Origin of the sequence: Thioalkalivibrio sp. ALE25 (assembly GCF_000377285.1) — a bacterium.
Classification (GTDB): domain Bacteria; phylum Pseudomonadota; class Gammaproteobacteria; order Ectothiorhodospirales; family Ectothiorhodospiraceae; genus Thioalkalivibrio.
On the sequence record NZ_KB897926.1, the window covers coordinates 45,647 to 68,015 of the forward strand.

The window sequence follows — 22,369 nt, forward strand, 5'->3', positions numbered from 1 at the left end:
GGTTCCGGTTCCGGTTCCGGTTCCGGTTCCGGTTCGTCCAGTGTCTCCGCAACGGCCTCGGGTTCAATCGCCGGCTCGCCCGGCAGGACGCTATCCAGATCGACCCAGTGGGCCTCCATGCCACCGCCCCGGGTGCCTATGGATTCCGGCTCGGCATCGCGCATGACCCAAAGCGAACCCAGCACTCCGGCATGCAGCGCGAAGCTGGCGGCCACCCCCAGCGCCAGCGTTCGCCGGCGTCCGGGGGGAGTTGTGTTCGTACGTTTGGCCATCATCGAGCACGCTCGCTGCAAGGACTGGACACCTTCAGCCGGGTCCGGTGATCGTGGCGGGCGCGGAGGATGATCCGGTCGCCGTTGCCATCAACGGAGGGCACCCTATACGGAATGAGAATGGTTTGCAATATCACTATCGGAAATGAAGCCCCGAGCACGGCACATCGGGCGGGCCCGGAACGAAAAAACCCGCCCCGGCGGCACCGGAGCGGGTCGGACTGGCGAGCCTTCACGCCTCGTGGTCAGGCCAGCGTGGCGCCGGCCCGGCACGCTCAGTGCTGGTGACCGCCCTCGCCATGGGCGTGGCCGTGCTCCAGCTCTTCGGCGGAGGCCTCGCGGACCTCGACGATCTCGACGTCGAAGTTCAGGGTCTCGCCGGCCAGCGGGTGGTTCCCGTCGACCGTGGCGGTATCGCCCTCGACCTTGGTCACGGTGACGGTCAGCGGGCCATTTTCGGTCTGCGCCTGGAATTGCATGCCCGGCTCGACGGATTCGACGCCCTGGAACGCATCCATCGGGATCTCCTGGACCATGGCATCGATCTTCTCGCCATAGCCTTCTGCCGGGGAGACCTTGGCCTGGACCTTGTCACCGGCGGCCTTGCCTTCCAGCTCCTTCTCCAGGCCCGGGACGATCTGGCCGTTCCCGTGCAGGTAGGCCAGCGGCTCGCGGCCTTCGGAGCTGTCGATCTTCTCGCCAGCGTCGTTGGTCAGGGTGTAGTGGATGGCCACCACGGCGTTCTGCGCGACTTGCATGGGCTTTGCCCTCTTAATACATGAACTTGTAAGGGTAACGCGGAACACGGCCGCGCGTCAGGTCCACCCGCCGGCGATACGGTTTCCGGCGGGTGGCCAATCGGGTCAGGCGGCCTTCTGCAACAGGAGGCGATTGAGCCGCGCGACGAACCCGGTCGGGTCCTCCAGTTGCCCGCCTTCGGCCAGCAGGGACTGCTCGAACAGCAGCGAGGCGAGGTCGTTGAAGTCGTCTCCTTCGGCGGCCTTCAGACGCTCGACCAGGGGGTGCCCCGGGTTGACCTCCAGTACCGGCTTGCCGGAGAAGGTCTCCTGGCCGGCCTGCTTGAGCAGTTCCTGCAGGTACAGCGCCATCTCGTGCTCGCCGAGCACGATGCAGGCCGGAGACTCCACCAGCCGCCGCGAGGCGCGCACACTGTCGACCCGATCGCCCAGCGCCTGCTGCAGGCGTTCGGGCAGATCGCCCAGATCGTCGTCGCCCGCCGGCTCGTCGCTACCACTCTTCGGGTCTGCCTCCTCGCCGATGATCTTGTCGAGGTCCAGGTCGCCCTTGGCAACATTCTTGATCGCCTTGCCATCGAACTCGCGCAGGTGCGACAGCAGCCATTCGTCGACCCGGTCGGACAGCAGCAGCACCTCGATCCCGTGCTTGCGGAACACCTCCAGATGCGGGCTGTTGCGCGCGGCGGAGGCATTATCGGCGGTGATCACGTAGATCGCCTCCTGACCGTCCTTCATGCGCTCGATGTAGTCCGCCAGCGCCACGTTCTGGGTGTCGTCACTATTGTGCGTGCTGGCAAAGCGCAGCAGCTTCGCGATGGTCTCCTGATTGGCGAAGTCCTCGCCGGGGCCTTCCTTCAGCACCCGCCCGAAGTTCTTCCAGATCTCGGCGTATTTCTCGGGTTCGTTGTCGGCGATGGACTGCAGAAGCCCGAGGATCTTCTTCACCGAGCCGGAGCGGATCGAGTCGACCAGGCGGTTGTCCTGCAGGATCTCGCGCGAGACGTTCAGCGGCAGGTCGGCCGAGTCCACGACGCCGCGCACGAAGCGCAGGTAGTTGGGCAGCAGCTTTTCCGCGTCGTCCATGATGAACACGCGCTTTACGTAGAGCTTGACCCCGTGACGGGCATCGCGGTCCCACAGGTCAAACGGGGCCCGCTTCGGGATGTAGAACAGCGTCGTGTACTCCTGGCGCCCCTCGACGTGGTTATGCGTCCAGGCAATGGGGTCCTCGAAGTCGTGCGCGACGTGCTTGTAGAACTCCTGGTACTCCTCGTCGCTGATCTCGTTCTTCGAACGGGTCCACAGCGCGCTGGCGCGGTTGACCGTCTCCCATTCGTCGGTCGGGTTGCCCTCGTCATCCGACTTGCGCATGCGGATCGGGAACGCCACATGGTCCGAATACCGCCCGATGATGTGGCGCAGGCGCATGGGCTCGAGGAATTCGTCGGCGTCTTCCTTCAGCGTCAACGTAATCTCGGTGCCACCCTCGGTGCGCTCGCAGGCAGTGATGGTGTATTCGCCGTCGCCCCGTGACTCCCAGCGGGTACCCGCATCCGGCTCACTGCCGGCTCGGCGGGTCTCCAGGCGCACCTCATCGGCCACGATGAACGAGGAATAGAAGCCCACCCCGAACTGGCCGATCAACTGCGAGTCCTTTTTCTGGTCCCCGGTCAGCTTCTCGAGAAACGCCTTGGTGCCGGAACGCGCAATAGTCCCGATATGCTCGACCACCTCGTCCCGGGACATGCCGATGCCGTTATCGCGCACCGTCACCGTGCGCGCCTCCGGATCCACCTCGACGTCGATCGCCAGCTCCGCCGGCTGCGGAATCGCCTCCGGCTGGGCCAGGGCCTCGAAGCGCAGCTTGTCACAGGCATCGGCGCCATTGGAGATCAGCTCGCGCAGGAAGATCTCGCGATTGGAGTACAGCGAGTGGATCATCAGCTGCAGGAGCTGACTGACCTCGGTCTCGAAGCGGCGGGTCTCGGGTTGCGGTGCGGTCTGGGTTTCACTCATGGCCTGCTCGTCCCTTGATTGGTCTCGACACGTCGCAAGGTTGGGTCGCCCGTGCCGTTTTCAAGGACAGCTGCCTGGTAGAGCCCACCGGCACCCTCCGGATCCAGGACCTGCCACACCGGCGCCAGCAGCTCGGGGAGATGCGCCTCCAGTTGCCACGGGGGCCGCAGCACCAGCATCCCGGAACCCGCCAGCCCCATGTGGCGTTCGGGGTCGGGTGCGATGCGCAGCTCGCTGGCCAGCCACGGATCCTCCAGTTCGGCTCTCAAGTGCTCGCGCATCGCGTGATCCGGCCGGCCCGCGAGGATCGGATACCAGATCAGGATGATCCCCGTGTTCCAGCGCCGGCGGATCGTCGTCACCATCTCGGCCACTTCGCGATACTCGGCCCTGCGCTCGTAGGAGGGATCCAGCAAGGCCAGGCCACGGCGCGGCTCCGGGGGAAACAAGGCCCGCGCGGCCTCGCGCGCGTCGCGTTTGTGCACGTGACAGCGCGGATCCCCCGCCAACCGCGCCCGCAGACGTCCGTATGCCTCGGGATGCAGCTCGCAGGCGATCAGTTGATCGCGTTCGCGCAGCCGCGCCTGGATCAGCAAAGGGGATCCCGGGTACTCCGTCAGACGCGGGGGCCGGGGCTGCATAGACCGCAGCGTGCCGAGAAACTCCCGCACGCCCGAGGGCAAGGGCTGTTCCGTCGCCCACAGGCGGGCGATACCGGCCGCGGCCTCGTCGGTCTTGCGCGCCCGCGCACCGGTCAGGTCGTACCCGCCGGCACCCCCGTGCAGGTCCAGTGCCACGAAGGGCTTGTCGCGACCGCGCAGGGATTCCAGAACCTGCCAGAGGACCAGGTGCTTGTGCACATCGGCGAAATTGCCGGCGTGATAGTCGTGTTGGTAGCTGAGCATGCGTCCCTCAAACAAAAAGCCACCGCGAGCGTACCCGCGGTGGCTCAAGAAGGGCAGCCGATAGCGACCGCCCTCGACCGTGTGACCGGTTTACTGGTTGACCGGAGACTCCGGGTCCAGCAGATACGCCATCACGTGCGCGATCTGCTCTTCGGTCAGGAAGTTGTTGTGGCCAAAGCGCGGCATCTTGGTGCACGGGAAGTACTGGTGGGGGTTGGACACCACCTGATGCACGTAATTCACGACCGAGCTGTCGGTTCCACGGGTGGCCCCGTAACCCGCCAGGCTTGGGCCCAGCGTGCCGTAGAGCTCCTCGGCCGGATCCATCTGGTGGCAGGCATAGCAGTTGCCGCCCGGCTCGCGGGTACCGTGGTCGTCATTGCGATGACCGATCCGATAGCCGTAACCGGAACGCGCCAGCTCGGCACCCCGACGCCAGTTCCCCAGGCGCGGGCCGCCCGGCGGCTCTTCGTAGCTCTCGCGCGCCATCGCGATGACCTCGCCGGCCGTATCGGCATCCGGCTCGCCTTCGAGCGAACAGGCCGCCTGGATGCCGTCCTGGACCATACGGTCCCGGGCTGATCCGCCCTCCTGTGCCTCCTGCTCGAAGCTGTAGCTGTCCGTCTCCAGCACGAGGTATTCCGCATATTCGTCGGCGGTCATCGCCGTAATATCGACTTCGCCGCCTCGCTCGCCCATCCAGCCGTCGCAGCCTGCAATCAGCGCCGTCGACGCCACGATGGCCAAGCTCGCCCCCACCGTCTTGTTACTGAGCATCCCTGATTTCTCCTCTTGCGTCGGCTGTTGCCGCTTCTTTCCCGCGGTGAGACCAGCGCCTCAAGGCTTTCGCCCGGCTGGCCTGATGGCTGGAGCGTCTCGTTCTCGCCCGGGACCCGCGCACGGACGAGAGGTCGAGCGCGATGGGACCCTTTTCTGAAGCCCCGCAACCTTGCGCGGGGACTCAAAAAAGGGCAGTCCTTGCGGACTGCCCCGATCCAGCAAACGAGTTACTGGTTGTTGACCGGCGACTCCGGATCCAGCAGGTAGGCCATGATATGGCTGATCTGCTCGTCGCTCAGGAGCTGGTGACGGTCGGAGTTGAAGCGCGGCATCTCCGTGCACGGGAAGTACTGGTGAGGATTGGAAATCACCTCGTGCACGTAGCGCAGGACGGCTTCGCTGGTACCACGGTTGGCACCATAGTTCTGCAGGCTCGGGCCGATGGTGCCCTGCTCGGATACCCGCGGGTCGAACACGTGGCAGTTGTAGCAGTTGCCACCGGCTTCGCGCTGGCTGTGGTCATCGGTGTTATGACCCTGGCGATAGCCGTAGCCGGAGTCGGCCAGTTCGGCACCCTTGCGCCAGTCGCCCAGCTCGATGCTTTCCGGTGCCTCGTAGGACGCACGGGCCATCGCAACCACACGGCCGGCGGTCTCGCCATCCAGACCGTTGCGGGTGCTATCGAAGGAACAGGCCTTTTGCAGCTCGTCCTGGGTCATGCGATCACGCCAGGTACCGCCTTCCTGCATCTCCTGATCACGGAAGCTGTCCGTCTCGAAGATGAGGTGTTCGGCGAGCTCCTCGGCGCTCATCGCGGTGATATCGACATCCGAACCCTTGCTTCCGTCGGCAACGGCGCAACCTGCGGTCAGGGCGACGGATGCGAACGCGGCCATGCCGGCCGCAACAGCATTCTTCTTAAACATACTTGGTGTCTCCTATTGCGTCCGTAGGTTACCGCTTCAGGTCAGGCAGGACGGCCGGTTCGCCGCGCGCCGCATCGTTCCAGAACGAGATCAGAGCGGTGTTGACCGGGGTGTCCGCCTTGATGCCGGCGTGACGCATCTGCCACACACAACCGCGGATACGGTGGTTCTGACTACGCACGTTGTCGTGGCCAGCGCGGTGGGCGGGCCAGGAGACCGCCTTGGTCCATTCTTGGCCGTTGCGCATCTCGGGCAGGACGGAAGCGCGGATCTGCTTGCCGGCATCGCCGTGGCAGGAGGCGCAGTTGAAGTCCATCGCACCGCCGCGGCGGAAGAAGAGCACCTCACCGGCGTCGCGCATGGCCTGCTCTTCCGGGTGATCCAGCGGCGGGTTCCACGCCATCCCGGAGGACTGGTGGGCGATATAGGTGGTCAGCTGCATGATGTCGGAGCCGTTGCCGTGACGGCGGGCCACCGCGGGATCATCGCTGGTGAAGCCCTGCAGTTCCTTCATGCAGTGCACCAGGCGCATCTCGAAGTCCATCACCTTGCCGGTGTCTTCGAAGTAGCGCGGCAGCTCGACGTAAGCACCCTCAAGCTCGCCCGGGCCCTTGCCGAAGTCGCAGCCTTCCAGGGAGACGTTGTTCGGGCCACGCTCGGCGTAGAACAGTTCTTCGCCTTCGTCGATCAGCCACAGGGCGGGGTTGTCCGGCATCATCATGATGTTCATTTCACTCTGATGCAGGTAGGCGGAATCGGGATTGTTCTGCAGCAGGTTCTGCAGGACATCATTGGGGTCCTGCCACTCGCCGGCCTGAGCTGCAGCCCCAACAGCCATTGCTACGGGCAACGCAAGCAATGCTTTCTTGAACATGGAAACCTCCATCACACGGGTTTTTTTCGATGAAGCCCGGGACTGATCTGGCCCGGACCTGTGTAGCAGAGTGCTGAACCCGAGTCCGTGCTGTCAACACAAAAGACTATATTAGCGTTTCCTAAAAGTCTGTTTTTGAAAGGTTCTTGGGCATCAACACCGAGGGGCAGACGGGGGAGCACTCCAATCTATTCCCGGTTTTGGGGAATTTTTTTCAGCCGCCGTTCAGGGCGGCTCGGGCGCGCAAGAAACTGAAAAAAGAGATGAAGATTCCCCGCAGGGGGAACAAAGCACGCAGACCAGGAGCCGCGGGGGCGGGAAGAATCACCGGGATGGCGGAAGGAAGGGAGAAAAACCGGCACGCGACGGGCGCCGGATCATTCGTGCTTCAGAACCCCCTCGTGCGCCAGCAACAGGCGCTTGACCTGGGCCAGCTCGCCCACCTGATCGCCTGCGTAGCCGCCCACATCATGGGTACGACGAAAGCGGGAGGACACGACCCGATGGCAGGGGATGAACAGCGGCCAGGGGTTGGCGCGACAGGCCTGCCCCACGGCGCGGGGCGCCGAGCCCACGCGGGCCGCAATCTCGGAATAGGTGCGGACCTCGCCGACCGGGATCTCCGACAGGGCCGCCCAGACGCGGCGCGCATGGGCACTGCCCGGCGGGACCGCGGGGGTCGGCTGCCAGGCGGACGCATCCCGGCCATAGGCGTCCGGGGCAAACGGTGGCGGGCGACGATCGGCCCCCGGGATGTCGGCCAGCGGGACCAGCTCCCGGGGATCATCCGGGTCCTGCCAGTCGCAGGCGAGGAGCTCACCGTTCGCGGATTCCAGCCACGCAAAAGCCAGCGCGACTCCGGGGAGGAGACAGCGCTGGCTGCGGGTCGTCGATCCAGCCGACATCAAATAGCGAAAAGCCAGGGGTGACGGGGTCACGGCCATTTGCCGCACCCCGCCGGCCGGCGTTACTTCGCCGCCTTGACGTCTTCCTTGATGCGGGCGGCCTTGCCGGTGCGGTCGCGCAGGTAGTACAGCTTGGAGCGACGCACCTTGCCGCGGCGCTTCACCTTGATCTCGGCGATCTGCGGGCTGTGGGTCTGGAACGTGCGCTCCACACCGTTACCGTAGGAGACCTTGCGCAGGGTGAACGCGGAGTTGAGGCCACGATTGCGCACGGCAATCACCGCACCCTCGAAGGCCTGGAGGCGCTCGCGGTCGCCTTCGCGCACCTTCACCTGCACCACCACGGTATCGCCGGGCCCGAAGTCGGGCACATCCGACTTCATCTGCTCGGCTTCCAGTTCCTGAATGACGTTATTCATTGCTCGACCTCAATCATCGCTTTCGGTGCGCGAGCCGCCTGTCCGGCCACTCACACGGTATTCGTCCAACAGGGCCGCATCCTCGGCCCCGAGTTCCAGCCGGGCCAGCAGGTCCGGCCGCCGGCTCCAGGTCCTGCCCAGCGCCTCACGGCGGCGCCAGCGACGGATGGCGCCATGGTCGCCACCCAGCAGTACCGGCGGTACTGCCCGCCCGGCCACGGTCTCCGGCCGGGTGTAGTGCGGGCAATCCAGCAGCCCGACACTGAAGGAATCCTGTTCGGCGGAGTCCGCATGCCCCAGGACCCCCGGGAGCAGACGGGCGCAGCCATCGACGACCGCCATGGCCGCGAGCTCCCCGCCCGAGAGGACGAAGTCGCCCAGCGACCATTCCTCATCGACCCGCGCCTCGATGAAGCGCTCGTCGATGCCCTCGTAGCGCCCGCACACCAGGGCCACCCGGGGGCGCGCCGCCAGCTCGCGCAGCATCGCCTGCCGGATCGGCTGCCCCTGCGGGGTCAGCGCGATCACGTACGGCGCGGCCTCCCCGTCCGCCACCGCTGCATCCAGCGCGGACGCCAGCGGCGCGTACTGCATCACCATGCCCGGCCCGCCGCCATAGGGACGGTCGTCCACGGCCTGGTGGAAGCCGGCGCCCCAGGCGCGCGGATTCCAGTATTTCAGGTCCAGCCGGCCGCGCTCGACGGCCCGCCCGGTCACGCCGGCTTCGCCAACCGCCGCGACCAGTTCCGGAAACAGCGTGATGACGTCGAAACGCACCGGCGCCGCTTAAAAATCCGGATCCCAGTCGACCCGCACGCAGCGAGCCTCCAGGTCCACGTCCAGCACATACTGCTCGCGCACCCAGGGGATCAGGCGTTCCCGATCCCCCTGGACCACCAGCACGTCGTTGGCACCGGTCTCGATAAAGCCCGAGATGGTGCCCAGTGCCGTGCCGTCGCGATTCTCGACTGCCATGCCCAGCAGGTCGGCCCAGTAGTAGGCGCCCTCTTCGGCCGGGGGCAGCCAGTCGCGTTCGATCGCCAACTCGGCGCCGATCAGCCCGTAGGCGGCATCGCGATCCGCCGCCTCGCGGAACTTCATCACGACGCCCGCGCCATGCGCGCGGCCGCCTTCAATCTCGACCAAGCGCCAGTCGTTCCCGTAGTGCATCCACAACTGCGGGAACTCGGTAATCGCGGCGCGCGGCTCGGTCTCGGAAAACACCCGGACCCAGCCCTTGACGCCATAGACCCCGGAGACACGCCCGACGCGGATGCGCTCACCCGCCTCGTTCATGACCGCAGCCAAGCGTCAGTACAGCGGACCGGACGACCTCAGGCCGCCGCGGACTGCTGCTTGCGGTAGCCCTTGACCAGGTGGTTCACGCGCTCGGACATGCCGGCGCCGTGACCCAGCCAGTAGTCCACGCGCTCGAGATCGATGCGCAGCGGCTCTTCCTGACCGCGGGCCACCGGATTGAAGAACCCGATCTGCTCCTTGTAGCCGCTATCGCGACGAGCGCGGGAATCGGTAACCACGATCGAATAAAACGGGCGCTTCTTGGCGCCGCGGCGTAGCAGGCGAATCGTAACCATGTAGTGTTGAACCCCGTGAGTCCGTTTTCTCGAGAAAACGCGCGATTATAACGAATCCGGCCAGCAACACAAGGGAAGCGGCAGGGCTCCCCACGGCTGCAGGCGGTCGTTCGCGCGAACCTTGACCATCAGCGGAACGGCATCCCGCCGCCGGGGCCACCCATACCCCCCATGCCGCCCATTTTGCCCCCCAGGGCGCGCATCATCTTCGACGCGCCGCCCTTGGAGAACTTCTTCATCGCCTTGCTCATCTGGGTGTGCTGCTTGAGCAGGCGGTTCACGTCCTGGATCTGGGTGCCGGACCCGGCCGCGATGCGCCGCTTGCGCGAGCCCTTGATCACGTCCGGATGGCGGCGTTCGTGCTCGGTCATGGACGAGATCACCGCCATCATGCGACCGATCTCCTTGTCGCTGGCCTGGTTCTTTACGGCGTCCGGCAGCTTGCCGCCACCGGGGAGCTTCTCGAGCATGGAGCTCATGCCCCCCATCTTCTGCATCTGGCCGAGCTGATCGCGCAGGTCGTTCAGGTCGAAACCACGCCCCTTCTTCAGCTTGCGGGTCAGCTTCGCGGCCTGGTCCTGGTCGACCTGGCGGCTGGCCTCCTCGACCAGCGACAGGACATCGCCCTTGCCCAGGATGCGCGAGGCGATACGCTCGGGATGGAACGGCTCCAGCGCATCCGGGCGCTCGCCCATGCCGATGAACTTGATCGGCACCCCGGTGATCTGGCGCACCGACAGCGCCGCACCGCCGCGGGCGTCGCCGTCCGCCTTGGTCAGAACCACGCCGGTCAACGGCAGGGCCTCGCCAAAGGCGCGCGCGGTATTCGCGGCGTCCTGGCCGGTCATGGAATCGACCACGAACAGGGTCTCGATCGGGTCGATCACCTGATGCAGCGCCCGGACCTCGGCCATCATGTCCTCGTCGACATGCAGCCGGCCGGCGGTGTCTACCAGCAGGACCTCGACCCCCTCGCGGCGGGCGCGGGCCACCGCGTCATCAGCGATCGCCTCGGGCTTCTGGCTGGTGTCGCTGGGATAGAACGTGACACCCACCTGCCCCGCCAGCGTCTCGAGCTGCTGGATCGCCGCCGGGCGGTAGACGTCGCAGCTCACGACCGCGACCTTTTTCTTCTCGCGCTCGCGCAACAGGCGCGCGAGCTTGCCAATGCTGGTGGTCTTGCCCGCGCCCTGAAGACCGGCCACCAGCACCACCGCGGGCGGCTGATGGGCGAGGTTCAGGGAGGCATTCTCGCCCCCCATGGTCGCGATCAGTTCGTCATGGACGACCTTGATCAGGGCCTGGCCCGGCGTCAGGCTGCCGATGACCTCCTTGCCCAGCGCCTTTTCCTTGACGTCCTTGATGAACTCGCGCACCACGGGCAGGGCCACGTCGGCCTCCAGCAATGCCATGCGCACCTCGCGCAGGGCGTCCTGGATGTTGTCCTCGGTGAGCCGCGCCTGACCTTTCAGGCGCTTCATGGTCTCTTGCAGGCGGCTGGAAAGGCCGTCGAACATCGCGTGTCCTCTTCTGATCCGTGCGCGGGCGGCGGGCTTGGGCCGACCGCGGGACCGGACAGTATACCGGTCTCGCGGCCTTGCATGCAGGCCCGCCGCGGGGCGACCCGCAACCGCCGCCGGTATGTGCAATCCACCGGCATTGCAGCGATAATCCGGCGTCATGATCATTGCCACCGGACTCCTCGCCGTCGCGCTGTATCTCGCCACCGCGGGCTACCTGGCCATCACCGCCCGACGCCAGCCGCTGACACCCGGCCAGCCGCGAGCGGCCCTGGCCCTGTGGGGGCTGGCCCTGCTGGCCCACCTGGGCGCGCTGCTGCCGATGGTGCTCACCGAGGCCGGGCTCAACCTGTGCCTCGGCAACGCCCTGTCGGCGTCGCTGTGGCTGGTGGCCGCGCTGCTGTGGCTGACGAGCTGGCGCCACCCGCTGGCCATCCTCGGCGTGGTGATCCTGCCGTTGACGGCGCTCGCCGCCGTGACCGCGCTGCTGTGCGACGGCGATACCCGCTTCGCCACCTCCGCGGGGATCGATCTGCACATCCTGTTTTCCGCGCTGGGCTGGGCCTTCCTCGCGCTGTCGACCGCCCAGGCCGCGGTGATGGCCGCCCAGCATCGCGCGCTGCACAACCACCATGCCTCGGGTTTCGTGCGCGCCCTGCCGCCCCTTTTCTCGATGGAGGTGTGGCTGTTCCGGATGATCTTCATCGGCTGGCTGTTCCTCGGGCTCAGCCTGCTGTCCGGCCTGGTGTTCGTGGACAACCTGTTTGCCCAGCATCTGGTGCACAAGACCACGCTGTCGATCCTGGCCTGGCTGATCTTCTCCACCCTGCTGCTGGGGCGCTGGCGCCTGGGCTGGCGCGGCACCCGCGCGCTGGCCTGGACCACCGGCGGGTTTGTCGTACTGGTGCTGGCCTATTTCGGCTCCAAGCTGGTGCTGGAGGTCATCCTCGGGCGGATCTGAATGCCCCCGAGGCGGCTTGACACCCCGGCGCCCCTTGCCTGAAATGACCCCGACGACGCCACCGCGTCCGCCCCAACCCTGACCGCAGGCCGCGCCCTTGCAAGAGATCCCGCTGTCCGTCCTGTTCGGCGCCCTGGTGGTGCTGTTCCTGCTGTCCGCGTTTTTCTCCGGCTCGGAGACGGCGCTGATGGCGCTGAATCGCTACCGGATGCGCCACCGCGCGCAGACCGGCCACCGCGGCGCGCAACTGGCCGCGCGGCTGCTGGACAAACCGGACCGGCTGATCGGCCTGATCCTGCTGGGCAACAACTTCGTCAACATCCTGATCGCGCAGATCGCCACCTTCATCGGCTGGCGCCTGTTCGGGGATACCGGGGTCGCCATCGCCACGGGCGTGCTGACCCTGACCCTCCTGATCTTCGCCGAGACCGCCCCGAAGACCCTCGCGGCCCTGCACAGTGAGCGCATCGCCTACCCCGCCGCATGGGTCTACTCCGGCCTGATCAAGGTGATGTGGCCGGTAGTGTGGCTGATCAACCTGATGGCCAACGGGGTGCTGCGCCTGTTCGGCGTGCACATGAACGCCGGCCAGCGCGCCGCGCTGAATACCGATGAACTGCGCAGCGTGGTCTCGGAGGCCGGCGCACTGATCCCGGCCAATCACCAGCGCATGTTGCTGAACCTGCTGGACCTCGAGCGCACCACGGTCGAGGACATCATGATCCCGCGCAACGAAATCGTGGTGATCGACCTGAACGAGCCATGGAACGAAGTCGAAGACCAGCTGATCCACGGGAGCTTCACACGCCTGCCCGTGGTGGAAGGCGAACTGGACCGTATCGTCGGCTTCATCCACCGCCGTGACGTGCTGCCCCTGGTCGAGCGCGACGAATTCGGCCCCGACGACCTGCGCCAGGTGGTAACGCCCCCGTATTTCATCCCCGAGGGCACGGCACTCAACCGCCAGCTGATCAACTTCCAGCAACAGAAGAAACGGATTGGCCTGGTCGTGGACGAGTACGGCGATATCGAGGGGCTGATCACCCTGGAAGACCTGCTGGAGGAGATCGTCGGGGAGTTCACCACCGACTCCCCGGCGATGAGCGACGACGTCCTGCGCCAGGAAGACGGCTCCGCCATGGTCGACGGCGGCATCCACCTGCGCGAACTCAACCGCGCCCTCGGTCTGGACCTGCCGCAGGACGGCCCCAAGACCCTGAGCGGCCTGATCGTCGAACACCTGGAGAGCATCCCCGAGGCACCGGTGAGCGTGAAGATCAACGGCGTGGTGATGGATATCGCCCAGATCAAGAACAACACCATCCGCACCGTGCGCGTGGTCGCACCGGACCTGCCCGCCACGCCCGACAACGAGGAAGCCTGATGGCGAAGGCAAAGACCCAGTACGTCTGCCGGGATTGCGGCGCGGTCAGCCCCAAATGGGCCGGCCAGTGCGGCGACTGCGGCGCCTGGAACACCCTCGAGGAGGCCACCCCGGCCGCCAGCGCCGGCCCGCGCGGCGGCTACGCCGGCGAGGCCGCCGGCATCACCCGGCTGGGCGAGGTCGAGCTGGCCGAGGTCCCGCGCACCGGCACCGGGCTGTCGGAGCTGGACCGCGCGCTGGGTGGCGGGCTGGTCCACGGCTCGGTGGTGCTGCTGGGGGGCGACCCGGGGATCGGCAAGTCCACCCTGCTGCTGCAGACCCTGGCGATGCTGCCGGTCGGCGACACGCTCTACGTGACCGGCGAGGAGTCGGCCCAGCAGATCGGCATGCGGGCCCGGCGCCTTGGTCTGGAGGTCGACGGGCTGCGCCTGCTCACCGAGACCCAGGTGGAGAACGTGATCGCCACCTGCGAGCGCGAACGCCCTCGAGTGCTGGTGATCGACTCCATCCAGACGCTCTACACCGCCGCGCTGCAATCCGCGCCCGGCTCGGTCGGCCAGGTGCGCGAGAGCGCCGCCGCCCTGGTGCGCCTGGCCAAGCAGCGCGGCATCACCGTGATTCTGGTGGGGCATGTGACCAAGGACGGCCAGCTCGCGGGGCCGCGCGTGCTGGAGCACATGGTCGACACCGTGCTGTATTTCGAGGGCGACCCGGACGGGCGCTACCGCATGCTGCGCGCGGTAAAGAACCGTTTCGGCGCCGTCAACGAACTGGGTGTGTTCGCCATGCTGGAGAACGGCCTGAAGGCCGTCTCCAACCCTTCCGCAATCTTCCTCTCCCGCCACCAGGGCCCGGTGCCTGGCAGCGTCGTGATGGTCACCCGTGAGGGCACGCGGCCGCTGCTGGTCGAGGTTCAGGCCCTGGTCGCCGAGAGCCATGCCTCGCAACCGCGGCGCATCACCGTGGGGCTGGAGCAGAACCGCCTGACCATGCTGCTGGCCGTGCTTCACCGGCACGGGGGCGTCGCCCTGTTCGACCAGGATGTCTTCATCAATGTGGTCGGCGGCGTGCGCGTGACCGAGACGGCCGCCGACCTGCCGATGCTCGCGGCCGCCCTATCCAGCTTTCGCGACCGGCCACTGCCGCAGGAGATGCTGGCCTTTGGCGAGGTCGGGCTGGCCGGCGAGATCCGGCCGGTGCCGAATGGGGAGGAGCGCCTGCGCGAGGCGGCCAAGCATGGCTATACACGCGCCATCGCCCCGGCGGCCAACGCGCCGCGCAAGCCCATCAAGGGCATGGAAGTCGTCGCGGTCTCGCGCCTCTCCGAAGTCCTCGACGCCCTTTAGCGGCCAGCCCCGCCCCTTCCCGGCTGGTCCGCCGGTCACGTTTACGGTGCCTTCGGCTCACCGCCTGCCTCGTAGTGGCAGGTCCTCGTTCGGCATCCGGTGTTTACGTGCCTTCGGTCCGCCGCCTGCCCGGCGCTGACTCGCCAGCGCGCCGCGAGGTCCTTTCTTGCTTGCCCAAGAAAGTACCCAAAGAAGGGCACCCGGATTTCGCCCGGGAACCTCGCTCCGGACGCGCTGGGCCGGCGGCTCCGCTCAGACATCCAGCGCCTTCTCCCGGCCCATCACGCCCTCCGCGAGGGGCTCCATACGGGAGGCGAAGGTCAAGACAGAAGGATTTCCGACCCCACGACACAACAACGGCCTTGCCGTCCGACAGCCCCCGGCGCCCGCTAGCGGGCGCGGCACGCAACGGCCGAAGGCCGAGCGTGCCCAAGATGTGCGAAGACCCAGCCTTCATCCATTAGCAATCTCGTCGGAACCGCCGTTGTCTTGACCTTGACCCCCCGTTGTCGTCGCGCCGAGCGGGGAGGGTTTTCGCGGGGAAAAAGGCGCTGGATGTCTGAGCGGAGCCGCAGGCGCAGCGAGTTCAGCGCCGCCCGCGAAAACCCTCGGAGCGAGGGCAGCCCCGGCCCGCACAGCGGGCCGGGGTCGCGGCAGTCGGGCGTGTTTCTTGGTTACTTCTTTGCACGAGCAAAGAAGTGACTCGGGGCGCGCTGGCGAGTCAGCGCTCGGCAGTATGTGGACCGGAACCACCGTAAACACCCGATGCCGAACCAGGGCCAGCCACCACGAGGCAGGCGGCCCGACGAAGCCCCAGCAAACACCAGAAGACGAAACAGACCCAGCCACAACCACAGTCCGGCATGGGCCGGAAACGAAAAAGGCGCCCGGAGGCGCCTTTCGTGAAGCGGAGATAGAGACCGCGTCAGTTGACGGCGTCGAGGTCGGCCGCGAGCGACTCGCGCGTGCCCTCGGCGACGGCGTCCAGCCGGTGGCTGTAGTTCTCGTGCTCCACGCCCATAGCAATGGCCGCACCGGACTTCGCTGCGGAGACCATCTCCGGCGTCAGCTCGAAGCGCAGGAAGTGCACCGAGGAGGTCTTGTCATCGGTCTCGCGATCCAGGTCCTCGTTCGCGATCGGGTAGACCTTGTCGTGGCCTTCGACCTGCACGTAGGTCTTGCGCTCGATCCCGATCAGCTTGGACAGCTGCACCTTGCGCTCGTCCACGTCCGGATACTCGACCATCATGGTCGCCTTCCAGTTGGAGCCATCCGGGATCAGCGGATTGTAGGCGTCGAGCTCGTCCTGGATGCCCTCGGCATCGAAGATCTTCTCGACCCGCAGCATCTCCTGGATCTGGTACTGCATGGTCTTGCGATCCTCGAAATGCAGGGTCACCGCCGGACCCACCTGCACCACACGATCCCGCTTGTGCTGCATCACCTCGCTGCGGAACTGGGGGCGTACCTCATGGTACTTCTCCAGCGAATACAGGTCTTCACGACTCAGCTTGTCCACACTTGCCTCCATCTGCATCTCGATACCTCCGTCTCATCGGACTGGCCCGCCAGGACCGGCACCCCTCAGTGATCGTGGTGGTGCCCCGTCTTCGTGTAGTCCTTGTCGGACCAGAGGTTGTCTTTCAGTTCGTGGTCGAATACCGGGTTATGGCGCCGGATCCACTCCAGCACCATCGCAGCGTGTTCGATCTCCTCATCGCGGTTGTGCGCGAGGATCGCCTTGAGCTCCTCGTCCTTGCAGCCGTCGATGCGCTGCTGGTACCAGTCCACCGCTTCGAGTTCCTCCATCAGCGAGACGATCGCACGGTGCATTTCGCGCGACTCGTCGCTCAGTTCCTCGACGGGTTCGTGGTAGCTGTCACTGGCCATGTCTTTTCTCCATTCCCGGGCGCGTCTTCCGCCCGTGTCGCGTCCTGTGGGTCGAGCGGCGGCTACAGGCCGTAGGCCTGGCGCAGCAGGGTCAGCGGGTGCTCGGGCGCCTTGTCCTCGCCCTTGCCCTGCAACCCGTTTTCGATCATGTGGCCGGCCATCGGGCAGTCGCTCGAGTAATGATCCGACTCGGCCTTCTGCACGCGGCTGACCACCGGGCGGCAGATCTTGCTGGCCGTTTCATAGAATTCGCTCTTCACGCCATAGGTACCGTCGTGCCCGGAGCAGCGTTCGATGACGTCGATCTCGGTATCCGGCACCAGCTTCAGCAGGTCACGGGTCTTGAGCCCCATGTTCTGCACCCGCAGGTGGCAGGCGGCGTGGTAGGCAATCTTGCCGAGCTTTTCGGGGAAGTCGGTGTTGAGCTTGCCGTCCTTGTGCCGCTCCATCAGGTACTCGAACGGGTCGAAGATGCGGTCGCGCACCGCGATCACGTCGGCGTCGTCCGGAAACATCAGCGGCAGTTCCTGCTTGAACATCAGCACGCAGGACGGCACCGGGGCGACGATGTCGTAGCCCTGGTCGATCATGCGCTTCATCGCCGGGATGTTGGCGTCCTTGGAGGCCTCCACCGACTTCAGGTCGCCCAGCTCCAGCTTGGGCATGCCGCAGCACTGTTCCTTGTCGACCAGGGTGACTTCGATGCCGTTGTGCTCGAAGACCTTGACCAGGTCCTCGACCAGGTGCGGCTCGTTGTAGTTGCCGTAGCAGGTCGCATAGAGGGCGACCTTGCCCTGGGTGGCGCCGGCAGGCTCGGGGTTGCTGACCCCCTTCGCGGCCTTCGCGAGGCGCGAGCGCCCCTTTTTCGAGTGGTATTCGGGGACCGGGGCGTCCGGGTGCACGCCCATGGTCTTGTCGAGCATCTTGCGCACGGCACCGTTCTTGTTCGCGGCGTTGACCGCGCCGGCGACCACCGGGATGCCCGCCAGCTTGCCGACGGTGTCGGTGCTGGACATCAACTTGTGCGAGGTCTTCGCGCCCTCGTTCTGGAAACGGAAGGCCTTGGCCCGAAGCATCAGGTGCGGGAAGTCCACATTCCATTCGTGCGGGGGCACGTAGGGGCACTTGGTCAGGTAGCACAGATCACACAGATAGCAGTGATCGACGACCTGCCAGTAATCCTTCTTGTCGACCCCGTCGACCTCCAGGGTCTCGGATTCGTCGACCAGGTCGAACAGGGTGGGAAAGGAGTTGCACAGGCTTACGCAGCGACGGCAGCCGTGACAGATATCAAAGACCCGCTCGAGTTCGCTGAACAGCGATTCCTCGTTGTAGAACTCGGGGTTCTTCCAGTCCAGCGGATGACGGGTCGGGGCTTCGAGACTTCCTTCACGTTGGTGCGTCGGCGCAGACATGCATCCCTCCGGTGTCCGTATCAGTACGATGCTTCGGGGGAAACACGGAACAACATGCGGGCCCGGCCTTCAGGCACCGCCCACAGGCTGTTCCGTGTCTCCCGGAAAACGGGGCCGGTAACCGGCCCCGCATACTTCCCAGGCAGGAGACGATCAGTCGTCCAGCTGGTCCAGCGCCTTCTGGAAGCGGTTGGCGTGGGAACGCTCCGCCTTGGCCAGGGTTTCGAACCAGTCGGCGACTTCGTCGAAGCCTTCGTCGCGCGCGGTCTTGGCCATGCCCGGGTACATGTCGGTGTACTCGTGGGTCTCGCCAGCCACGGCGGTCTTCAGGTTCGCGGAGGTGGAACCGAATTCCAGGCCGGTGGCCGGGTCGCCGCAGCTCTCGAGGTATTCGAGGTGGCCGTGGGCGTGGCCGGTTTCGCCTTCCGCGGTGGAACGGAACACGGTGGCCACGTCGTTGTAGCCTTCGACGTCCGCCTTGGAAGCGAAGTACAGGTAACGGCGATTGGCCATCGATTCGCCGGCAAAGGCCTCTTTCAGGGCTTCTTCGGTCTTGCTGCCTTTCAGATCCATGGTGCTCTCCTTCTCTCTATGGGTTCTACACAACCACAGGAATGCCTGTGCAGACGGCGGTTTAGACTGGGTCTAAACTGTACGAAAACTCTAGTCCGCGCCCGGTTCAGTGTCAACCGGAAGCCCTCCGCATCATGGGGGCGTCTGTCCCATAATCAAGGGCGGACCGGCGGTACGTCTTTCCTCGCCGCAGCGGATCGGATACTTTCTCACCTTTTCGACCCGGTGATCCATCATGACCGACCCTTCCAGCGCCGACAGCCCGGCGGAATTCGAAGCCAGCCTGGAAGCCCTGGAGGCCCTGGTTGCCCGGATGGAGTCCGGCGAGCTGGGCCTGGAGCAGTCGCTGGGCGAATTCCAGCGCGGCATGGAACTCGTCAACCGCTGTCAGCGCGCCCTCGACGATGCTCAGCGCCGCATCGAGGCCCTGGCACAAGAAACACCGGCGGACGCCTCTGCCCAGAATGACCACGGCGGGAACACGAACGTTCCCCGGACAGCGGAGCCGAACGACAGCACGGATCCCGATGTCCCGTTCTAGCGAAACGCCGTTGACCGCCATCGATGCCGAACAGGCCCTGTCCCACTACCAGCAGCGCATCGAGGCCGTTCTCGACCGCCACCTGGCCGTAGACGGCGCGCCGGACACGCGCCTGATCGAGGCCATGCGCTACGCCACACTGTCTGGGGGCAAACGCCTGCGCCCGGTACTGGTGTACGCGGCCGGACGGACCACCGCCGCCCCGGACGCGGCCCTGGACGCAATGGCCACGGCCGTGGAGATGATCCACGTCTACTCCCTGATCCACGACGACCTGCCGGCGATGGACGATGACGACCTGCGCCGTGGCCGCCCCACCTGCCACAAGGCCTTCGACGAGGCCACGGCCATTCTGGCCGGGGACGCCCTGCAGGCGCTGGCCTTCGACGTGCTGACCGGCGGCGTGGCGGAACTGCCCGGGGCGACGGGGCTGCACGCCGTGCGCGAACTGGCGGGGGCGGCCGGCCTGCACGGCATGGCCGGCGGTCAGGCGATCGACCTCGGCGCCTGCGGCCAGCCCATCGACCTGCCGGAGCTGGAGCGCATGCACCGGCTCAAGACGGGTGCCCTGATCCGCGCCTCGGTCCGGCTGGGCGCCCTGGCGGGCACACCGGACCCCGAGGCGCTGGGGCGACTGACGCGCTATGCCGAATGCATCGGCCTGGCGTTCCAGATCCGCGACGACGTACTCGACGTCGAGGGCGACCCCGAGGTCCTGGGCAAGGCCTGCGGCGCGGACGCCCGGCTGCACAAGCCCACCTTCCCCTCGCTGCAGGGCCTGGAGGCCTCGCGCGAACGCGCAGTGGCCCTGGTCGACGAGGCCCTCGCCGAGCTGCAACCCTTCGGCCAGGAGGCGGACTTGCTTCGCTTCCTCGCGCGCTACATCGTCGACCGCATGAACTGAACCGGCCCGCACCGATGACCCCAACCCCCTTGCTGGATGCAATCCAATGGCCCGCCGACCTGCGGGAGCGCCCGGCCTCGGAACTCGCCGGGGTCGCCGGCGAGCTGCGCCAGTTCCTGATCGAGAGCGTCTCGCGCACCGGTGGGCACCTGGCCGCCAACCTGGGGACCGTGGAGCTCGCGATCGCGTTGCACTACGCCTTCGACACCCCCGACGACCGCATCGTCTGGGACGTGGGGCATCAGGCCTACGCCCACAAGATCCTGACCGGGCGCCGGGAAGGGATGGCCGGTCTGCGCCAGTATGGCGGCCTGGCCGGCTTCCCCAAGCGCTCGGAGAGCGAATACGACGCCTTCGGGGCCGGCCACTCCAGCACCTCCATCAGTGCCGCGGCCGGCATGGCCCTGGCCGCGAAGCACGCCGGATTGGACCGCCGCCACGTGGCGGTGATCGGCGACGGCGCGATGACCGCCGGGATGGCCTTCGAGGCGCTCAACCACATCGGCGACCTCGACTGCAATCTGCTGGTCATCCTGAACGACAACGACATGTCGATCTCGCCCAACGTCGGCGCGCTCAATCAGTACTTCACGCGGTTGCTGTCGGGCCCGCTGTACAGCTCGGTACGCGAGGGTTCCAAGCGCATGCTGGAATTCGTCCCGCCGATGAAGGCCTTCGCCCAGCGCGCCGAGGAACACATGAAGGGCATGTTCGTGCCCGGCACCCTGTTCGAGGAACTGGGTTTTCGCTACTTCGGCCCGGTGGACGGACACGACGTCAACGGTCTGGTCTCGATCCTGAAGAACCTGCGCACCACCCAGGGCCCGCAACTGCTGCATGTGGTCACCCGCAAGGGCCAGGGCTACGCACCGGCCGAGGAAGACCCCTGCCGCTACCACGGCGTGTCCAAGTTCGAGCCGGCCAATGGCCTGGCCCCCGCGGCCCCGAAGGCTCCCACCTACACCGACATCTTCAGCCAGTGGCTGTGCGATCAGGCGGCGGCCGACGAGCGCCTGCTGGGTATTACGCCGGCGATGCGCGAGGGCTCCGGCCTGGTCGCCTTCTCGGAGCAGTTTCCGCAACGCTATTTCGATGTCGGAATCGCCGAACAGCACGCGGTGACCCTGGCCGCCGGCATGGCCTGCGAGGGCCAGAAGCCCGTGGTCGCGATCTATTCGACGTTCCTGCAGCGGGCCATGGACCAGGTGATCCATGATGTCGCCCTGCAGAATCTCCCGGTGCTGTTCGCGGTGGACCGTGCCGGGATCGTGGGCGCCGACGGCCCGACCCATGCCGGCACCTTCGACACCGCACTGCTGCGCACGGTCCCCAACATGCTGCTGATGGCTCCCGCGAACGAACGGGAGTGCCGCCAGATGCTGTCCACCGGCTACGCCCACGAGGGTCCGGCGGCGGTGCGCTACCCGCGCGGCGGCGGGCCCGGCGAGCTACCGGACGGTGGCCCCGAAGACCTGGAGACCCTGCCGGTCGGCCGAGCCGAGGTCGTGCGCGAAGGCCGGAGCCTGGCGATCCTCAACTTCGGCACCCTGCTGGACACCGCCCTGGCCGCCGGCGAGGCGCTGGACGCCACCGTGGTGAACATGCGTTTCATCAAGCCGCTGGATACCGACGTGCTCGCGCGACTGGCCGCCAGCCACGACGGCTTCGTGACCCTCGAGGACCACGCCCGTGCCGGCGGCGCCGGCAGCGCGGTGCTGGAATGGCTTTCCGCCGAGGGCCTGACCCTGCCCTGCCAGGTCCTGGGCATCCCGGACGTCTTCACCGAACACGGCTCACGCGAGCAGATCCTGGCCGACTGCGGTCTCGACACCGCTGGCGTGCTGGCCGCGATTCGCCACGCATCCGGGCAGGAGAATTGCGCGGAAGACGGCGGCCGGCTAGGCTTCGCGGGCTGACAAAACCCCGGCCGGTCGACGGCCGCTCGCCCGGAAAAGATCATGAGTGCCCGCTACACCCTCCGCGTCCTGACCGACTTTGCCTCCGCGCACACCCTGCGCGATTACCCGGGTCAGTGCGCGAACATGCACGGGCACAACTGGAAGGTGGAGGCCGAGGTCCAGGCCGAGACCCTGGACGACGCCGGCATGGCGGTGGACTTCAAGGTGGTCAAGACCGCAGCGCGCGAGATCGCCGGGCAGCTGGATCATCGCTATCTGAACGATGTCCCGCCGTTCGACACGGTCAACCCGACCGCCGAGAACATCGCGCAGTGGTTCTTCCGCCAGATGGCGGAACGCCTGAACCGCCCGGGCCTGCGCATGCATGCCCTGACCCTGTGGGAGACCGACCGCGCCTGCGTACGCTACAGCGAGGACGGCTGAGCCGACCCATCGGCGCCAGCACAGGCACCGTCATTGCGAGGAG

Annotated in this window: 23 protein-coding genes and 1 pseudogene; 7 read left to right on the forward strand and 17 right to left on the reverse strand. The window is 66.6% G+C overall.

The genetic code is table 11. The features are described 5' to 3' along the window. From C996_RS14635 to ffh, 13 genes and pseudogenes are all read right to left on the reverse strand, one after another. Nucleotides 1-275, reverse strand: a pseudogene (locus C996_RS14635) (energy transducer TonB); the annotation flags it as partial. Nucleotides 276-547: 272 nt separating this feature from the next. Further along, nucleotides 548-1,030 carry a peptidylprolyl isomerase gene (locus C996_RS0101905; RefSeq protein ID WP_018865786.1) on the reverse strand — a complete coding sequence of 161 codons (483 nt, stop codon included), beginning with the start codon at nucleotides 1,028-1,030 and terminating at the stop codon, nucleotides 548-550. A gap of 105 nt (nucleotides 1,031-1,135) precedes the next feature. Then, the gene (gene htpG, locus C996_RS0101910) at nucleotides 1,136-3,046 is read right to left on the reverse strand and encodes a molecular chaperone HtpG (protein WP_018865787.1); all 1,911 of its coding nucleotides are present in this window, start codon (nucleotides 3,044-3,046) and stop codon (nucleotides 1,136-1,138) included. Next, on the reverse strand, nucleotides 3,043-3,951 hold the full coding sequence (locus tag C996_RS0101915) for a 23S rRNA (adenine(2030)-N(6))-methyltransferase RlmJ (RefSeq protein WP_018865788.1): 909 nt from the start codon (nucleotides 3,949-3,951) through the stop codon (nucleotides 3,043-3,045). Before C996_RS0101915 ends, htpG begins: the two co-directional genes overlap by 4 nt. Nucleotides 3,952-4,041: 90 nt before the next feature. Beyond that, a complete protein-coding gene (soxX, locus tag C996_RS0101920; protein ID WP_018865789.1) occupies nucleotides 4,042-4,728 on the reverse strand; it encodes a sulfur oxidation c-type cytochrome SoxX in 687 nt (228 codons plus the stop codon). Nucleotides 4,729-4,958: 230 nt separating this feature from the next. Then, entirely contained in the window at nucleotides 4,959-5,657 is a 699-nt protein-coding gene (soxX, locus tag C996_RS0101925; RefSeq protein WP_018865790.1) for a sulfur oxidation c-type cytochrome SoxX, read from the reverse strand. A 28-nt stretch (nucleotides 5,658-5,685) separates the two neighbouring features. Continuing rightward, entirely contained in the window at nucleotides 5,686-6,495 is an 810-nt protein-coding gene (gene soxA / locus C996_RS0101930; RefSeq protein WP_018865791.1) for a sulfur oxidation c-type cytochrome SoxA, read from the reverse strand. 413 nt (nucleotides 6,496-6,908) lie between these two features. After that, the gene (locus tag C996_RS0101935; RefSeq protein ID WP_018865792.1) at nucleotides 6,909-7,475 is read right to left on the reverse strand and encodes a methylated-DNA--[protein]-cysteine S-methyltransferase; all 567 of its coding nucleotides are present in this window, start codon (nucleotides 7,473-7,475) and stop codon (nucleotides 6,909-6,911) included. Nucleotides 7,476-7,498: 23 nt separating this feature from the next. Next, nucleotides 7,499-7,855, reverse strand: a complete 357-nt coding sequence (gene rplS, locus C996_RS0101940; RefSeq protein WP_018865793.1) for a 50S ribosomal protein L19 — start codon at nucleotides 7,853-7,855, stop codon at nucleotides 7,499-7,501. A 9-nt stretch (nucleotides 7,856-7,864) separates the two neighbouring features. Beyond that, nucleotides 7,865-8,632: a tRNA (guanosine(37)-N1)-methyltransferase TrmD gene (trmD, locus tag C996_RS0101945; RefSeq protein WP_018865794.1), complete on the reverse strand. Its 768-nt coding sequence runs from the start codon at nucleotides 8,630-8,632 to the stop codon at nucleotides 7,865-7,867. Nucleotides 8,633-8,641: 9 nt separating this feature from the next. Next, on the reverse strand, nucleotides 8,642-9,151 hold the full coding sequence (gene rimM / locus C996_RS0101950) for a ribosome maturation factor RimM (protein ID WP_018865795.1): 510 nt from the start codon (nucleotides 9,149-9,151) through the stop codon (nucleotides 8,642-8,644). A gap of 38 nt (nucleotides 9,152-9,189) precedes the next feature. Next, the gene (rpsP, locus tag C996_RS0101955) at nucleotides 9,190-9,450 is read right to left on the reverse strand and encodes a 30S ribosomal protein S16 (RefSeq protein ID WP_018865796.1); all 261 of its coding nucleotides are present in this window, start codon (nucleotides 9,448-9,450) and stop codon (nucleotides 9,190-9,192) included. A gap of 128 nt (nucleotides 9,451-9,578) precedes the next feature. After that, nucleotides 9,579-10,967 carry a signal recognition particle protein gene (gene ffh, locus C996_RS0101960; protein ID WP_018865797.1) on the reverse strand — a complete coding sequence of 463 codons (1,389 nt, stop codon included), beginning with the start codon at nucleotides 10,965-10,967 and terminating at the stop codon, nucleotides 9,579-9,581. 163 nt (nucleotides 10,968-11,130) lie between these two features. Between ffh and C996_RS0101965 the strand changes: the two genes are divergently transcribed. From C996_RS0101965 to radA, 3 genes are all read left to right on the forward strand, one after another. After that, on the forward strand, nucleotides 11,131-11,931 hold the full coding sequence (locus C996_RS0101965) for an inner membrane protein YpjD (protein WP_018865798.1): 801 nt from the start codon (nucleotides 11,131-11,133) through the stop codon (nucleotides 11,929-11,931). Nucleotides 11,932-12,028: 97 nt separating this feature from the next. Beyond that, complete coding sequence (locus C996_RS0101970) at nucleotides 12,029-13,315, forward strand: HlyC/CorC family transporter (RefSeq protein WP_018865799.1); 1,287 nt, start codon at nucleotides 12,029-12,031, stop codon at nucleotides 13,313-13,315. Then, nucleotides 13,315-14,661, forward strand: a complete 1,347-nt coding sequence (gene radA, locus C996_RS0101975) for a DNA repair protein RadA (RefSeq protein WP_018865800.1) — start codon at nucleotides 13,315-13,317, stop codon at nucleotides 14,659-14,661. The genes C996_RS0101970 and radA overlap by 1 nt, the downstream gene beginning before the upstream one ends. A 925-nt stretch (nucleotides 14,662-15,586) precedes the next feature. Here radA and C996_RS0101980 read toward each other — a convergent pair. The 4 genes from C996_RS0101980 to C996_RS0101995 all read right to left on the reverse strand — a co-directional run bounded on the left by C996_RS0101980 (nucleotide 15,587) and on the right by C996_RS0101995 (nucleotide 18,539). Next, nucleotides 15,587-16,198, reverse strand: coding sequence for a DUF3501 family protein (locus C996_RS0101980; protein ID WP_018865801.1), 612 nt, complete (start codon nucleotides 16,196-16,198; stop codon nucleotides 15,587-15,589). Nucleotides 16,199-16,245: 47 nt separating this feature from the next. Beyond that, complete coding sequence (locus C996_RS0101985; protein ID WP_018142071.1) at nucleotides 16,246-16,551, reverse strand: encapsulin-associated ferritin-like protein; 306 nt, start codon at nucleotides 16,549-16,551, stop codon at nucleotides 16,246-16,248. Between the two features lie 62 nt (nucleotides 16,552-16,613). Then, nucleotides 16,614-17,966 (reverse strand): heterodisulfide reductase-related iron-sulfur binding cluster, encoded by a 1,353-nt coding sequence (locus C996_RS0101990; protein WP_018865802.1) that lies wholly within the window; start codon nucleotides 17,964-17,966, stop codon nucleotides 16,614-16,616. A 153-nt stretch (nucleotides 17,967-18,119) separates the two neighbouring features. Further along, nucleotides 18,120-18,539, reverse strand: coding sequence for a rubrerythrin family protein (locus tag C996_RS0101995; protein ID WP_017940769.1), 420 nt, complete (start codon nucleotides 18,537-18,539; stop codon nucleotides 18,120-18,122). Between the two features lie 235 nt (nucleotides 18,540-18,774). On the opposite strand from C996_RS0101995, the gene C996_RS0102000 reads away from it, so the two are divergent. From C996_RS0102000 to queD, 4 genes are read left to right on the forward strand one after another with little or no spacing between them, the layout of a single operon-like run. Next, the gene (locus C996_RS0102000) at nucleotides 18,775-19,080 is read left to right on the forward strand and encodes an exodeoxyribonuclease VII small subunit (protein ID WP_017940770.1); all 306 of its coding nucleotides are present in this window, start codon (nucleotides 18,775-18,777) and stop codon (nucleotides 19,078-19,080) included. 10 nt (nucleotides 19,081-19,090) lie between these two features. Next, nucleotides 19,091-19,984 (forward strand): (2E,6E)-farnesyl diphosphate synthase, encoded by an 894-nt coding sequence (ispA, locus tag C996_RS0102005; RefSeq protein WP_018865803.1) that lies wholly within the window; start codon nucleotides 19,091-19,093, stop codon nucleotides 19,982-19,984. Between the two features lie 14 nt (nucleotides 19,985-19,998). Further along, entirely contained in the window at nucleotides 19,999-21,900 is a 1,902-nt protein-coding gene (gene dxs / locus C996_RS0102010; protein ID WP_019584089.1) for a 1-deoxy-D-xylulose-5-phosphate synthase, read from the forward strand. A gap of 42 nt (nucleotides 21,901-21,942) precedes the next feature. Then, nucleotides 21,943-22,326 (forward strand): 6-carboxytetrahydropterin synthase QueD, encoded by a 384-nt coding sequence (gene queD / locus C996_RS0102015; protein ID WP_018865805.1) that lies wholly within the window; start codon nucleotides 21,943-21,945, stop codon nucleotides 22,324-22,326. The last annotated feature ends 43 nt before the right edge of the window (nucleotides 22,327-22,369 follow it).

Excerpts from the sequence above, each read along its gene's own strand:
- C996_RS0101905 (WP_018865786.1), bottom strand. The coding sequence starts at position 1,030 with ATGCAAGTCGCGCAGAACGCCGTGGTGGCCATCCACTACACCCTGACC.
- htpG (WP_018865787.1), bottom strand. The coding sequence starts at position 3,046 with ATGAGTGAAACCCAGACCGCACCGCAACCCGAGACCCGCCGCTTCGAG.
- C996_RS0101915 (WP_018865788.1), bottom strand. The coding sequence starts at position 3,951 with ATGCTCAGCTACCAACACGACTATCACGCCGGCAATTTCGCCGATGTG.
- soxX (WP_018865789.1), bottom strand. The coding sequence starts at position 4,728 with ATGCTCAGTAACAAGACGGTGGGGGCGAGCTTGGCCATCGTGGCGTCG.
- soxX (WP_018865790.1), bottom strand. The coding sequence starts at position 5,657 with ATGTTTAAGAAGAATGCTGTTGCGGCCGGCATGGCCGCGTTCGCATCC.
- soxA (WP_018865791.1), bottom strand. The coding sequence starts at position 6,495 with ATGGCTGTTGGGGCTGCAGCTCAGGCCGGCGAGTGGCAGGACCCCAAT.
- C996_RS0101935 (WP_018865792.1), bottom strand. The coding sequence starts at position 7,475 with ATGGCCGTGACCCCGTCACCCCTGGCTTTTCGCTATTTGATGTCGGCT.
- rplS (WP_018865793.1), bottom strand. The coding sequence starts at position 7,855 with ATGAATAACGTCATTCAGGAACTGGAAGCCGAGCAGATGAAGTCGGAT.
- rimM (WP_018865795.1), bottom strand. The coding sequence starts at position 9,151 with ATGAACGAGGCGGGTGAGCGCATCCGCGTCGGGCGTGTCTCCGGGGTC.
- rpsP (WP_018865796.1), bottom strand. The coding sequence starts at position 9,450 with ATGGTTACGATTCGCCTGCTACGCCGCGGCGCCAAGAAGCGCCCGTTT.
- ffh (WP_018865797.1), bottom strand. The coding sequence starts at position 10,967 with ATGTTCGACGGCCTTTCCAGCCGCCTGCAAGAGACCATGAAGCGCCTG.
- C996_RS0101965 (WP_018865798.1), top strand. The coding sequence starts at position 11,131 with ATGATCATTGCCACCGGACTCCTCGCCGTCGCGCTGTATCTCGCCACC.
- radA (WP_018865800.1), top strand. The coding sequence starts at position 13,315 with ATGGCGAAGGCAAAGACCCAGTACGTCTGCCGGGATTGCGGCGCGGTC.
- C996_RS0101980 (WP_018865801.1), bottom strand. The coding sequence starts at position 16,198 with ATGCAGATGGAGGCAAGTGTGGACAAGCTGAGTCGTGAAGACCTGTAT.
- C996_RS0101985 (WP_018142071.1), bottom strand. The coding sequence starts at position 16,551 with ATGGCCAGTGACAGCTACCACGAACCCGTCGAGGAACTGAGCGACGAG.
- C996_RS0101990 (WP_018865802.1), bottom strand. The coding sequence starts at position 17,966 with ATGTCTGCGCCGACGCACCAACGTGAAGGAAGTCTCGAAGCCCCGACC.
- C996_RS0101995 (WP_017940769.1), bottom strand. The coding sequence starts at position 18,539 with ATGGATCTGAAAGGCAGCAAGACCGAAGAAGCCCTGAAAGAGGCCTTT.
- C996_RS0102000 (WP_017940770.1), top strand. The coding sequence starts at position 18,775 with ATGACCGACCCTTCCAGCGCCGACAGCCCGGCGGAATTCGAAGCCAGC.
- dxs (WP_019584089.1), top strand. The coding sequence starts at position 19,999 with ATGACCCCAACCCCCTTGCTGGATGCAATCCAATGGCCCGCCGACCTG.
- queD (WP_018865805.1), top strand. The coding sequence starts at position 21,943 with ATGAGTGCCCGCTACACCCTCCGCGTCCTGACCGACTTTGCCTCCGCG.